The sequence below is a fragment of the Asinibacterium sp. OR53 genome (genome assembly GCF_000515315.1).
GTDB lineage: Bacteria > Bacteroidota > Bacteroidia > Chitinophagales > Chitinophagaceae > Sediminibacterium.
Genome location: NZ_KI911562.1, coordinates 2,868,648 through 2,882,717, shown reverse-complemented (window position 1 = coordinate 2,882,717; position 14,070 = coordinate 2,868,648). Strand labels below are relative to the sequence as shown.

The window sequence follows — 14,070 nt, the reverse complement described above, 5'->3', positions numbered from 1 at the left end:
AAGGTAGCGCAGACTAAGGGATTTACCGGACAGGTATTTGATAAACGGAGAAGATATCCATTGAAAACATGCGGTTTTTCGGTGGAAAGTCATCCTCTCCAGTTAACACACGCAGGAAACTCATTGATTATATTTGTTTTTATATTCAAGTGGCGACAAGCCGGTTATCTTTCTAAATAGTTCTCTAAAAGCTTTTATATCTGAATAACCAACTTCATACATCACCTCATTAATAGTTTTGCGGGTGCTTTCCAAAGTCTTTTTTGCAGACTCGATTTTTACTCTTTGTGCATATTCTATAGGAGTGTTGCCGGTAGCTTTAATAGACACAATATATACAACAGCAGCTCACAGCCGCAATAACAAAAGCAAGCAAATGAAAAATATATCAACTTCAGATTTTACTATAGCTTTTTGGGTAGATCAAACGCCCGAAGCAGTTTTTAACGCCGTCAGCATATGAACGAGGTCTATTCAAAAAGAAAACACAAGCACTTTACTACCTAATCTTACGAGTCATCATGGCATATAGTAATTGAAAAACCAGCTTTTTCTTTAACCACAAAAGAGATTATATGACGTCAATACCAAATGAGGATAATCAATATAGCCGGTGATGCGTATCAGTGTTTTTAAATAGTGCAGCAAGTAATTTAGGTTTCTAAAATCTATAGCTATGAACAGGATAATTACTCCAAAGTTTAAATATAAAAAAGAGACAAAAGCCGGTTATTATCACCCTGCCGTTTCCGTTACTCTCCCATTCGAACCCAAAATGAATGCAAAAGCAGAACTATACCATTCTTTGAACAATGCAGCAAGCTGTGTAGAACATGAATTAAGAAAGTCTTATTCGGAAGATATCGTTAAGCTGATGCTGCAAAAACTTCAGGAATTGATCGGCAACCTGAATTTCAGCACGAATAAAAAGAGTATTGTAATCTATGTATCACCGGTCTTTGAAAAAGTATTATATCTCGATATCGCTGTTGAATCTAAAATTATTGTCGATGATTCCTTTGATATCCGCAAGCTGGTGTATAACAAAAAAACAAACCATCAATTCCTGGCACTTCAGATAAATGGCAAAGAAAGCAAAATGTATTTGGGAGACTCCGGGAAACTCATTAAAATAATGTCAGACTCACTCCCTTCTGTCTATGAAGTGTATAATGACATTCCTGAAAGAGTGGCCAACTTTACCGATATACCCCGCCGCAGGGAAACAATAATGGATAAGTTCCTGCATCATATTGATAATACATTGGACATTATCCTCCACTCATATCACCAACCTCTTTTCGTCATGGGTGTTGAAAAAATGATCGGTCATTTTAAAAGTATTACCAAGCATTCAAACTTTATTACCGACTATATCTATGGTAATTACGAAGATGCCAATATTGAGCAGTTGTACGAAATATTGCGCCCCTATACAGATGAATGGGAAAAAGTGACACAAAAGAATTTAATAAGCCAGCTGGAAGCTGCAGCAGATAAAAAAAAGCTGGCTACCGGTATACGCGATGTCTGGAAAGAGGCCATCAATCATAAAGGCCGTTTATTAATCGTGGAGAAGGATTATAAATATACAGACCGTAGCAAAAATTCATCAATCCCTACCAGGAATACTTACAATAAATTTTCTCCCATTAAAAACCCTGTAGATAATATAATTGAAAAAGTATTAGAGAGTGGCGGCGATGTAGAATTTGTTGAAAAGAACGCGCTCAAGAACTACCAGCACATTGCATTAGTATGTTATTATTAACTGCCAATAAAGAACTTATATGAAAACGATTATTGCCCCAACTGATTTCTCGCCTATTTCCTTAAATGCTGTTGATTATGCTGCAGATATGGCCTTATGTATCGGAGCCAACCTGAACATATTGCATGTATACAGTATACCTGTTACAATGACTGAAGGCCCACTCCTTTCAACCTATTTGGATGATATAGAAGAGGAGGTCGGTATACGACTATCGGCTATCAAAGAACAAATGCTGAACCGGCTTCAGGATAAAATAATTATCCATGTGGAAGCAAAATTGGGCGATGTCGTTACAGAGATAGAGCAATATAGTAACCGGCTCAAACCTTATGCCGTAGTTATGGGTACTGAAAGTGCCGATGCAGTTGATAGATTCTTCCTGGGAGCCAGGAGTTTCAAGGCCATGAATGAATTAGAATGGCCGTTGATCTTAGTCCCTGCTGACACAAAATTTAAAGATATCAAGAAAATAGGATTCGCTTGTGACTTCAGGGATGTAAATGAATCTGTGCATGCAGAAGAAATAAAACAGCTTGTTAAAGAATTCAATGCTGAACTACACATACTCTATGTACGTAATGAACCCTCCAATCCTGAAGCTGAATGGGAAACAGAGATCGAATTGAGACGCCTCCGAAAAATGCTTGGAGCCACCAGCCCCACATTCCATTACCTCACCCATACTAACATAGAGGACGCGATCATTGAATTTGCCGAACAGAATAAACTAGATCTGCTGATCATCATCCCCAAAAATCATGACTTTATCAGCCGGCTTTTCCGGCACAGTCATTCAAGACATATGGTGCTGCACGCACATATTCCCATCATGACTATTCATGAATAAACTTTATTTAAGATGGAAAAGTATCAATTAATCAAAAAGTTCCATGAAATTACTATTGACGATGTAGCAGTGGTTGGGGGCAAGAATGCATCCTTGGGCGAAATGCATTCAAAACTTTCCTCAAAGGGTATTCCTGTTCCCAATGGTTTTGCTACAACAGCGTTCGCATTCGAAGAATTCCTGAAACATAATAATCTTCTTGTACCCATGCAGGAACTGATGGGGCAGCTTGACAAAAAAAATTTTACTAATCTTGAAAAGATAGGTGCAGAAGCAAGAAACCTGGTTTTAAAAGCAGCGCTATCCGCCGATCTTGAATTGGCTATTACACAGGCATACCACGAGCTATGCGGGGAACATCTTTCAGCGGTAGCCGTTCGCAGCAGCGCTACTGCCGAAGATCTGCCACAGGCCAGTTTTGCAGGACAGCATGAATCATACCTCAATATCAAAGGAGATGAAGCGGTACTAAGCGCTGTAAAAAAATGTTTTACATCACTTTACACGAATCGGGCCATTAAATACCGGGAGGACAATGGCTTTGCCCACAACAAAGTTTTGTTATCAGTAGGAATTCAGAAAATGGTTCGGTCCGACAAAGCCTCTTCCGGCATAATATTTACCCTGGAACCTGAATCGGGCTTTCGGAATGTGATACATATTGCCGGTGTATGGGGCCTGGGAGAAAACATTGTTCAGGGAACAGTAACACCGGATGAATTCCTGGTGTTTAAACCCACCCTGTTACAAGAAAAAAAAGCTATCCTGCAAAAGAAGCTGGGAGAAAAGGAAAAAACGATGATTTACAGTGACGATGAAAATACCCCCGTAGTAAACATTGTTACCGAAAAGAAAAAAAAGGAACAATATGTACTTACAGATGCGGAAATAACAAAGCTGGCTAAATGGGCAATGATTATTGAGGATCATTATGGTAAACCGATGGATATTGAATGGGCCAAGGATGGTGAAACTGGCGAGTTGTTCATTATCCAGGCAAGGCCGGAAACTGTGCACACACAAAAGAATCCGCTTATTGTAAAGGAATATAAATTACAAAAAAAGGGACGATTGCTTGCGGAAGGAGAAGCCGTTGGCAGCAATATTGCAATTGGAACAGCAAGAATCCTGGACTCTCCGCAGGAATCATACAAATTAAATCCCGGAGAAATTGTTGTAACCGATCTTACCAGCCCGGATTGGGATCCAATTTTAAGAAAAGCTTCAGCCATTATTACTAATAAAGGCGGGAGAACAAGCCACGCCTCTATTGTTGCCCGGGAACAGGGGGTGCCGGCTATTGTAGGATGTGGAAACGCGACCGAAAAGATTTCCGATGGGGCCGTCATCACCATATCCTGTTGTGAGGGCGAAACAGGTTTTATATATGAAGGCAAAGCCGATTTTGAAGAATTGGAGCTGGACTTTTCAAAGATCAGCAAACCCGAATCTACTGAAGTGATGCTGATTACCGGAGATCCTGACAAAGCCTTTAAACTTTCTTTCTATCCCAATGACGGTGTAGGACTTATGCGGATGGAATTCATCATTACACATACCGTTCGCATACATCCGATGGCACTGGTAAAATTCAAGCAGCTAAAAGACACCGAAGCAAAACAAAAAATAGAAGAGCTGACTCATAGTTACCCTGATAAAGAAAAATATTTTATCGATAAGCTGGCCGAAGGCATTGCCACCATTTCGGCCGCTTTTTATCCAAAAGATGTCATTGTGCGGATGAGTGATTTCAAAACAAATGAATATGCTAACCTGGTGGGTGGAAAAGAATTTGAGCCGAAAGAAGAAAATCCAATGCTGGGTTTCCGGGGTGCTTCAAGGTACTATCATGAATCATATAAACAAGGCTTCAGACTGGAGTGCGAAGCCATCCGCAAAGTACGGGATGAGATGGGGCTTAAAAATGTGAAAATAATGATCCCCTTTTGCAGAACGGTAGAAGAAGGCAACAAAGTGATTGCTGTCATGAAAAATTTCGGGCTTGAACAGGGCTCTAACGATCTTGAAATTTATGTAATGGCAGAGATACCCAGCAATGTGCTGCTGGCAGAAAAATTCGCCCAGGTATTTGATGGATTTTCCATTGGTTCTAATGATCTTACCCAGCTCACTTTAGGTGTGGACAGGGATTCTTCCACCATAAGCGAATTATTCAACGAACAAGACGAAGCTGCTATGGAAATGGTAGCCACTGTAATCAGAAAAGCAAAAAAAGCAGGCGTAAAAATTGGCTTATGCGGACAAGCTCCCAGCGATATTCCGGCATTCGCAGGCTTTTTAGTAAGAGAAGGAATAGACAGCATTTCATTTAATTCCGATGCATTGATAAAAGGAATTGAAAATATCAGGAAAGCCGAAAACGAGATATTCAACACATTACAACTACAAACGCGTGGGAGGCTCATATGACGATCACTCCTTTTCGGATCATATCCTCCACAATATTCTTCGCATAACGGGTAGCCATTTCCGATGTAGGATCTCTGGTAAAAGACTTTGATTGCCCTGACCAAAGAAGTTCCCCTGTGGCTGCTTTGAAAAGATTACTTTCCAGTAAGACCTCCACATCTGTGACCGTATATCCGGGGTCTCCATAATAACCCCAAACCCTGGTGTAGTATCCATAAAATCCCCGGTAGAATCCCACCGGGCCATAATAAATATGTCCCGGTACCCAACGATCATGTTCATTAATGTTCAATACCCTGACCGTTATGATTCCGTCAAATTGCTTGTCTAATATTGTCTGACGCATTTTTCCCGAGTCAATTTGACTGGCGAGGCCGGGTCCGAATTCATCAAGGCTTGTCGCTGCAAAAATACCTCGCTTCTGTAATTCGGCTTTTATATGATCTTCCCCCAATCGTCTTTTTTCCAGATCTTTCCCAATCGCCACAACCAGTATTTTAGAAAACCGTACTGGTTGAACATTATTATCGCTCCAGGATGCCGTCATTCGTATGGAAGGGCTGCATGAAATGAACAGAGACAGACAACAAGTTAAGAGTAGAAGAGCATTATGCATTGTTTTGAAATTATTCTGCATATCATTTGATTTATTGGAGATTGATGTTTTGTTTTATGGAAGTTGCGTCAATTGCGAGAAGTAGTGCATAAAGCTTATCTCGAATTTATTTAGCGCGACAACATGGCAATCTCAACGCTTATTGACTCCATTTTTATAAATTTCAAACAGGTTCTAAACAGTGTCAATGGATATGCGTTTCATATTCTCCCATATCAACATATTAAAATTATCAATCAGCTTCCTTTTAAACTATGATACCAGTCAACAGAGCCAATGATTACTATCAGAACAGGAATCCATCTCTTAAGTGATACACTTTTGCTTTGGAAACGGTTTTGCCTTGCACGAAACCTATTAATCCTTTTGCTGTAATAGTGACATCACTATTCATGAACTCAGTTTTATGCTTGTTCACTTTAGTAGTTAGGCAATCCAGGAAAAAGTTGAGTGATGGTGATACGTAGATAGACAAATCTTAATCTGCACTTGTTTTTACCCCAAAAAAAAGTCCGTAATTCATTGAAAATTACAGACTTTCTATACTTTTTAGGGATTTTGAAAAGTTTAAACTTCCCTTTTAGCGGAGAGAGAGGGATTCGAACCCCCGGACCTGTTACAGTCAACGGTTTTCAAGACCGCCGCATTCGACCGCTCTGCCATCTCTCCGGCGCAAAAGTACGTTTTGAATCCAAACAGCAAAAAAAATCTTGAAAATCAGTGCTGCACAGCCGGTTGGGCAAAACTTATCATCACCGAAAATGATCTATCTTTCGGTATCAACCGTCAAGTAATAACTTAATGACCAGGTGCCAGTTTATTTTTGTCCTGCTGCTCTTATGCGGGACGAGTTTTGCCAGGATACGATCAAACATGTCCACCACCGGGCAGACTCCACTTTTTTTACTGAAAACGCGGTTCCGCAGCAAAATGATTACCTGGAAAGTTTCGAACAGGTGTTCCAGGTGTTGAATAAAGTGCCGATCGTGACTTCAAGTTTTCTGAACCTGGATAACATTGAACATGACATTGGACAGAATGATGCTGCTGTGGCCATTCTTAAGGAAAGGATGACGCATACCCGTTTCCTGAATATCCGCAGCCTGCAGGTATATAATACCTTACTGGATAAACTGGCTATGGTTATGAAGGGTTATGAGGATAACCTGGATGATTACCGTACAAAATTGGATGGATTAAAAAAAGAGATCATCGGGCTTAAAAAAGATACCCTGATTAGATATATATTTAGAGATACTGCGTTGCGTAGTGTTTTTGCGCCGCAATTGAAACGGCTGCGCAGTAAATGGCACGAGGCCGACAGCCTGCTTAAATCCAGCAACAAGCTTATCAATAACCTGAAGTCCCGTGTTGCTGCAAATAACATTACTATTGCTGATCTATTGTTCCAGGTGGATGCTGTTTCCGATGATTTGAGGTATAATGCTTTCAGTAAAGAACAATCGTATTTGTGGGAAACTTCTTCTTCGGTCGACAGCGGGGCAGCGGCCCGGCAGGATAACGAGATCAGGTATGCCGGTGAAAAAAAACTGGCCAGTTATTATTTTATGAATGCCGGTAGTATCCGTTTTTGGCTGGTCATTACCCTTGTCATTTATTTTTACTGGGTCTGGTTCAATTTCCGCAGCCTCAGGCGGTTGGATAAACTGTCATCCATAACTGAATTTCATTTCCATTATGTCAGTTCCCTGCCGGTCATCGCCTGCCTGGTATTCACACTGAATCTTGCCCCACTTTTCGATCCACGCGCACCTGCCGTTTACATTGAATATAGCCAGTTGTTGTTGGTGCTGGCACTGGGTATTCTTTTCTACCGGCGATTGTCAAAGCATTATTTTATGCTGTGGTGCATTTTCATTGTATTGTCTTTCACGCTATATTTTGCCGAATCGGGTCATTTACTCGCTACTTATTCCGGGCGATGGGCAAGGCTGCTATTGAATGCTGCTTCCGCAGCACTGGCAGTGTATTTCTTTTTCACCTCGAAAGAAAAGCCCGGCCGTTCATGGATGTTGCGCTTTGCCGTAATCATCTATCTTGCCTTGCACCTCACTGCCATAGCCTGCAACCTGCTTGGAAGGGTTACATTGTCGCAAATAGCGGGCTCCACCGCATTTTTTTCGCTTTCGTCGGCTATTGGACTCATGGTTTTTGTACAACTGATTACAGAAACATTTTTACTGCAAATTCAAAGCAGCCGGATGCGGAAAAATTACCCGGATTCATTTGAATTTGAGGGTATTGTCCGCTCGATCACGAAACTCATGGGCATTGTGGCTGCCATTGTATGGCTGATTGTAGTCACGAACAGTCTCAATGTATATGATATGCTGGGTGACACACTTTCAGACCTGTTCAATACCTCTAGGAACGTGGGCAAAATCAGTTTTACATTCAATGGTATCCTCCTGTTCCTGGGTATTATCTGGATAGCCAACTTCTTCCAGAAATACATTGCTTATTTTTTTGGCGATACAGGTGACGATGCTTCGATAGACGACCGCAACCAGCGTTCCAGGCTGTTGGTTACACGGCTTGTCCTGTTAATTGCCGGATTCTTCCTGGCTGTGGCCGCTTCGGGATTGCCGATTGACAAAATCACTTTTGTACTCGGCGCTTTGGGCGTAGGTATTGGTCTTGGTCTACAGAGTATCATTAATAATTTTGTATCGGGCATCATCATTATTTTCGACAGGCCGATGCGTTTAGGCGACACCGTTGAGGTAGGCGGTAAAAAAGGCAGGGTCAAGGAAATCAGCATCCGTTCAAGTACCATTCTTACCGATGAAGGAGCAGAAGTGATCATTCCCAATGGAGATGTGCTTTCGCATAATATCATTAACTGGACCCTGAGCAATAACCAGGTGCGCTCAACGTTGTCTTTCAATCTCGATAAGACAACGTACACTGATTCGATACAACCGGAAATAAAAGAATTGGTTAAAACAATACCGGGCATATTTCTGCGGAAGGAACCGGAACTGTCCATTGAACACGTGACTTCCAAAGCAGTGCGGCTGAAAGTGAGTTTCTGGTGTACAGATGTTGGTTCATCTTCCGCCACTAGTGCTGCAGCCCGTGAAGCGATTTACAATTACCTCGATAAAAAGGGTATTGAAGTGTCATAACTAAAGTAAAAATCCGCTTGACTGAACGCAGTAAGCGGATTTTTACTTTAAAATTTATTCAGCGCCATTCGCTGCCGCATTCAACCAGCTAGCAAAGTTCTTTATTACACCGGCATCGATATCGATCTGTTCCTGCGCTTCTTTCCAGTTGCGTTGTTCTATGCCCTCACGAATGCCGGGCAATGTTTTAACACCATAGCCGGTATAAAAACCCGGCGCATAAATGGCATGACGGTACCAGCCCCTGCGGGGAAGGCCTTTTTCCATCAGCAATTGCTGCTCGGCCTGGTAGAGTCTGCGATTCAGTTTATTTTGCTGCTCTTTGGTAAGTCCGCCTTTGGCAATCACAGTCTCCAGTTGTTTGCTGGCATTCTCCAGGCCGGTCATCGCATTTTGTAACGCTGCAAAATTCAAGAACGGCACTTCATCTTTTGCGGCAGGAGGTAATTCTTTGTGCAGCGGGTCGGCAGCATAAGCATATTGTTTTTCCTTCACCAGTTGATTTTCCACTTCGGTGGTTTCGCGCGACTGGTCGGCAAGCGCGATCACTTCCTTCACATAAGTTCCGATGTTTTTATAAAGTGTGGTAAAATCGAAAGGCAATATATCGGCATCGGCCATGCGCAATGTGCTGCGGCCTGCAGTTTTAGCAAGGGCTACACCATATTCGAAACTGGAGTCTTTGAAGCGCCGGTAGTTGTCGTAAGAATCATATACAGAATGGTATTCACCACCTGCATCTTCACCACCATAACCCAGGTTGAGTGAAGGAATGCCCAGGTGCTGAATAAAGGGACTGTAATCGGAACCGGAGCCAAGCGCACCCAATGCAATCGTTTTTTTCGCCAGCAGTTCTTTTTTGCTTTTGATGTTATTACCGGCGCTGATGATATCAAATGCCCGCCTTCTTTCCAGTACACTGATACCTGTTTGCGGATCGTGGACATCCGCAGCAATTTCGTTCATCCAGGGCTCCAATGCATGCGAGCCTTCTGCGAAAAGAAATCCACGGCCATTACCATCTGAATTAATGTACAATACGAGTTTCTGTTGAAGTTCTGCTGCATGCTCTTCGGCCCATTCGGTAGAACCGAGCAGGCTGGGCTCTTCCCCATCCCAGGCTCCATATACGATGGTACGTTTAGGACGCCATCCGGTTTTTGCCAGCTCGCCGATGGCCCTTGCTTCTTCCATCATAGCTGCCTGTCCGCTGATGGGGTCTTCTGCGCCATTAACCCAGGCATCGTGGTGGTTGCCGCGCATCACCCACTCATCGGGCAATTCACTACCCTTCATTACAGCGATCACATCGTGTATGGGTTTGATATCCCAGTTGAAAGCTAATTTAAGGTGTACTGTTGTATTACCGGGCCCTACATGATAAGTAAAAGGAAAACCACCGCGCCATTCTTCCGGGGCTACCGGCCCCTCAAGCGATTGCAGCAACGGAGCAGCATCGTGATAGCTGATGGGCAATACGGGTATCTTTAAAAGATTCCCGGCAGCGCTTCGATCCAGTCTTTTAGCGTCTTTGGTAGCGCCCGTTCCGGGTGTCAAAGGATCGCCCGGATAAACGGGCATGTCCATCACCGATCCGCGTTGCGCTCCATATTCATTCCTGAATGCCCCTTTAGGATACACATCTCCCTGGTAATAACCATCATCTTTCGGATCAGAATAGATGATACATCCGATAGCGCCGTGTTCCTGCGCTACTTTCGGCTTAATGCCACGCCAGGACCGGCCATATTTTGCAATCACAATTTTTCCTTTCACATCTATGCCCATCCGTTCCAGTCGCTCGTAATCGGCAGGAACACCGTAGTTCACAAATACCAGCTTACCGGTTACATCTCCATCGGCACTGAAAGCATTATAGACGGGTAATTGCTCTGCTGTTTGTCCCGATGTAGCATCTTCTTTCAACGGCGGTTCCGCTAATACAGCCTTGTATTTAACAGGGCCGGTCATTTCCAGCAATCTTTCTTTGGGTGTGGGAAACAGCACATAAAATGTTTCAACATGCGCATCGAAACCGCAGTTTTTAAAATGGTTTAAGATGTACTGGGTTACGGCCTCACCTCCGGGCGATCCTACATGGTGGGGTCTTGCAGAAAGATCTTTGATATAATGATCTACGTTTTTGGCCAGCAGGTAGCTGTCGAACTGCTTTTCAGCGGCTACCTGTTTTAATGAAGCGGTTGCGCTGAAACCTGTCAATGGTTTGTTTTGAGCTGAACCCAGTAAACCCGTGTTGAGCAACAATAAGGGCAGGAATAGTTTTTTTCTCATGTCTTGAATCGATTATGATTATAAAGATGGACTTCTTTCAGCACCAGGTCTTGTATCTTCGTTTAAATGGGAATACCTGAACCTGGCACTGGAAGCTATTTTATGAAGAAAAGATATCTTATTTTGAATATACTGTTCCTGTTTTTTTCCTGGCACAGTTTTGCCCAGGTAAAAAAATGGAAGGCCGGGATATTAAGAGATGAATTCATTTATCAAAAAGCCTCATTTCCGCAATGCCATGCCGCTACGATTGCTGAAACAAAAGAGGGACTGATTGCAGCATGGTTTGGCGGCAGTTATGAAGGCTGTAATGATGTGTGTATTTATACCAGCAGGATGAAAAATGATCGTTGGACAGATCCTGTAAAAGTTGCGGATGGTGTGATCAATGATACACTCCGTTATGCTTGTTATAATCCGGTATTGTACCAGGTACCGGATGGTGAATTGTTGCTGTTTTACAAAATAGGCCCTAATGTAGCAGGATGGACCGGTTGGATGATCCGTTCAAGAGACAATGGCCACACCTGGAGCAAACGCGAGTCCTTACCTACTGGGTTTCTGGGGCCGATTAAGAATAAGCCTGTAGCGGTAGCGGGAACCTTGATTTGTCCTTCCAGTACGGAGAGAGACGGATGGAAAGCCCATTTTGAATACACCCATGATATGGGAAAAACATGGACAAAGTCGGCCGATATCAACGACGGTAAAACCCTCTCGGCCATTCAGCCAAGCATATTGCAATACAAAGACGGAAGCCTGCAGGTTTTATGCAGAAGCCAAAATACTACTATCAACCAATCGTGGAGTTACGACAGCGGAAGAACATGGAGCAGCATGACAGCCACGGAGCTACCCAACAACAATTCAGGAACAGATGCTGTCTCCCTAAAGGATGGCAGGCATCTGTTGGTGTATAACCACGTAAAGCCACCGGCAACCGCAGCTGAAGGCAGGGGCATAAGAACGCCTTTAAATGTAGCGGTATCAAAAGACGGGCAACAATGGTATGCAGCGTTGGTGCTGGAAGATTCCCCGGTCAGTGAGTATTCTTATCCATCTGTTATTCAATCGAAAGATGGAATGGTGCATATTGTATACACCTGGAGGCGTGAAAAAATAAAATACGTAAAGATCGATCCTTCCCAACTCAAAACCCAAAAGATCCTGAAAGGACAATGGCCGGATTAACTGTTATAAAACATGTTTATGACACAACGTAAATGCATTTTATTATCCCTGATCATCATTACTTCTTTATACATGAATGCACAAACATCACCAGCCGGTCGTTATGCCAACGTCAACGGACTGCACCTCTATTACGAAATACATGGCCGCGGCAAGATGCCGCTTGTATTACTGCACGGCGGAGGTTCTACCATAGAATCTACTTATGGTCGTATACTGCCCGAACTTGCTCAAACACACCAGGTCATTGCCATAGAATTACAGGCACATGGTCATACACCAGATATTGACCGCCCTTTGAGTTTTGAGCAGGACGCGGATGATGTAGCAGCATTGTTGCAGCAATTGCACATTGAGAAAGCGGATTTCATGGGTTTCAGCAACGGTGGAACCACCTGCCTGCAGATCGCCATCCGGCATCCTGCGTTGGTGCATAAGCTGGTACTGGTTTCTGCAACATACAAGCGAAGCGGTATGCCCCCCGGCTTTTTTGAAGGCTTTCCCAACGCAACACTTGCCAATATGCCGCAGCCTTTGCAGGATGCGTATTTGAAAGCCAGTCCCGGTAACACCAAAGGGCTGCAGGCCATGTTCAACCGCGATGTTGACCGGATGATGGCGTTCAAAGACATCAGTGATGTCGATATCAAATCCATAACAGCGCCTGCATTGGTTATCAATAGTGATAAAGATGTAGTGCTACCCGAACATGCATTGGAATTGTCGCGCGCGCTGCCTCATGCACAGTTGATCATCCTGCCCGGCGCACACGGTGAATGCATTGGTGAGATTTGCAGCGAGAATACGGCATTGCCAAAACTTGTCGTTAGTATGATCAATACTTTTTTAAAATAACCGGATGAACCGTTCAATGAATTGACAAAATTTTAGCAGCTTTTCAAACAGCCATTTCTTTTTTGGCATTAAATTTTCTGTGGTAACAGTTAACCTTGGCTATGACCCAAAAACTGTAACACATGAAGACTTTTTCATTTTCACGCATTTTCCTGGCGATTGTTACCCTGTTTGTGATTGGAATGACTGCATCATCCTGTACAAAATCACTTAATAATCACGATACGGCGCAGACTGCTTTATTGATGGCCTTCAACCTGGCGCCTGATAAACCCGCTGCCGGTTTTTTGCTTTCAGGGAACAGTCTTACTTATAACCCTTTACCATTTGCGGGTTATACCGGTGCTTATGTAAATATTTACTCGGGAACCCGTACAGTAGTGGCGTATGATTTCAGCAACAATACCAATATCGATACGGCTACCCGTACATTTTCACCTGGTAAGTATTATTCCATGTTCCTGACAGGCATTGGTGGTAAATATAAAAATGTGCTGGTGCAAGATGAGGTGGATAGCCTCTCCGGTGCAAACGGACAAGCTTATATCCGTTATATCAATGCCATACCTGATTCTACTTACCCTACGGTTAGTATCATTGCTAATGGCAGTGCCATTGTTCAAGAAAACGCAGCTTTTCAAAGCATTTCGGGGTTTGTGGCGGCAGCACCCGGACAAGCCAGCATCAATATCAGTAACAAAACACAAACCATCAATGCAAGCCGTACCATTACGCTGGAGGCAAAGAAAGTATATACATTACTATTTATAGGAGCGCCTAACCAGGCAGACTCCACCAAAGCAGTGCAGATACGTTATATCTCCAACGGGCAGCTTTAAATAAAATAAGAAATGAATATGTCCTGATGCTTCACATTCGGATAACATTTGTGTAACATTTACATAATCTCTGTGGC

The 14,070-nt window shown here is 43.1% G+C and carries 9 protein-coding genes, 1 tRNA gene and 1 pseudogene; 7 read left to right on the top strand and 4 right to left on the bottom strand.

The genetic code is table 11. The annotated features are described in order from the left end of the window. Positions 1 to 120 precede the first annotated feature (120 nt). A pseudogene (locus SEDOR53_RS18900) lies at positions 121 to 321 on the bottom strand (helix-turn-helix domain-containing protein); the annotation flags it as partial. Between the two features lie 355 nt (positions 322 to 676). Here SEDOR53_RS18900 and SEDOR53_RS0112815 point away from each other — a divergent pair. Genes SEDOR53_RS0112815 through ppsA form a run of 3 tightly spaced genes read left to right on the top strand, consistent with a single transcriptional unit; the run spans position 677 to position 5,051 of the window. After that, positions 677 to 1,771 carry a hypothetical protein gene (locus tag SEDOR53_RS0112815; RefSeq protein ID WP_026770083.1) on the top strand — a complete coding sequence of 365 codons (1,095 nt, stop codon included), beginning with the start codon at positions 677 to 679 and terminating at the stop codon, positions 1,769 to 1,771. 19 nt (positions 1,772 to 1,790) lie between these two features. Further along, positions 1,791 to 2,621 carry a universal stress protein gene (locus tag SEDOR53_RS0112810; RefSeq protein ID WP_026770082.1) on the top strand — a complete coding sequence of 277 codons (831 nt, stop codon included), beginning with the start codon at positions 1,791 to 1,793 and terminating at the stop codon, positions 2,619 to 2,621. A 12-nt stretch (positions 2,622 to 2,633) separates the two neighbouring features. Further along, the gene (ppsA, locus tag SEDOR53_RS0112805; protein ID WP_026770081.1) at positions 2,634 to 5,051 is read left to right on the top strand and encodes a phosphoenolpyruvate synthase; all 2,418 of its coding nucleotides are present in this window, start codon (positions 2,634 to 2,636) and stop codon (positions 5,049 to 5,051) included. On the opposite strand, the gene SEDOR53_RS0112800 is transcribed toward ppsA, so the two are convergent. Next, positions 5,044 to 5,688, bottom strand: a complete 645-nt coding sequence (locus SEDOR53_RS0112800) for a hypothetical protein (protein ID WP_037361254.1) — start codon at positions 5,686 to 5,688, stop codon at positions 5,044 to 5,046. The genes ppsA and SEDOR53_RS0112800 overlap by 8 nt on opposite strands. A gap of 563 nt (positions 5,689 to 6,251) precedes the next feature. Beyond that, positions 6,252 to 6,336, bottom strand: a tRNA-Ser gene (locus SEDOR53_RS0112795). A 170-nt stretch (positions 6,337 to 6,506) separates the two neighbouring features. Here SEDOR53_RS0112795 and SEDOR53_RS0112790 point away from each other — a divergent pair. Next, positions 6,507 to 8,816 carry a mechanosensitive ion channel family protein gene (locus tag SEDOR53_RS0112790; RefSeq protein WP_026770079.1) on the top strand — a complete coding sequence of 770 codons (2,310 nt, stop codon included), beginning with the start codon at positions 6,507 to 6,509 and terminating at the stop codon, positions 8,814 to 8,816. A gap of 54 nt (positions 8,817 to 8,870) precedes the next feature. Here SEDOR53_RS0112790 and SEDOR53_RS17945 read toward each other — a convergent pair whose 3' ends face one another. Beyond that, positions 8,871 to 11,108, bottom strand: coding sequence for a transferrin receptor-like dimerization domain-containing protein (locus SEDOR53_RS17945; RefSeq protein ID WP_037361251.1), 2,238 nt, complete (start codon positions 11,106 to 11,108; stop codon positions 8,871 to 8,873). A 102-nt stretch (positions 11,109 to 11,210) separates the two neighbouring features. Between SEDOR53_RS17945 and SEDOR53_RS0112780 the strand changes: the two genes are divergently transcribed. The 3 genes from SEDOR53_RS0112780 (at position 11,211) to SEDOR53_RS0112770 (ending at position 13,993) form a co-directional block, all read left to right on the top strand. Further along, the gene (locus SEDOR53_RS0112780) at positions 11,211 to 12,299 is read left to right on the top strand and encodes an exo-alpha-sialidase (protein ID WP_026770078.1); all 1,089 of its coding nucleotides are present in this window, start codon (positions 11,211 to 11,213) and stop codon (positions 12,297 to 12,299) included. 18 nt (positions 12,300 to 12,317) lie between these two features. After that, on the top strand, positions 12,318 to 13,154 hold the full coding sequence (locus tag SEDOR53_RS0112775) for an alpha/beta fold hydrolase (RefSeq protein ID WP_026770077.1): 837 nt from the start codon (positions 12,318 to 12,320) through the stop codon (positions 13,152 to 13,154). A gap of 122 nt (positions 13,155 to 13,276) precedes the next feature. After that, complete coding sequence (locus SEDOR53_RS0112770; protein ID WP_026770076.1) at positions 13,277 to 13,993, top strand: DUF4397 domain-containing protein; 717 nt, start codon at positions 13,277 to 13,279, stop codon at positions 13,991 to 13,993. The last annotated feature ends 77 nt before the right edge of the window (positions 13,994 to 14,070 follow it).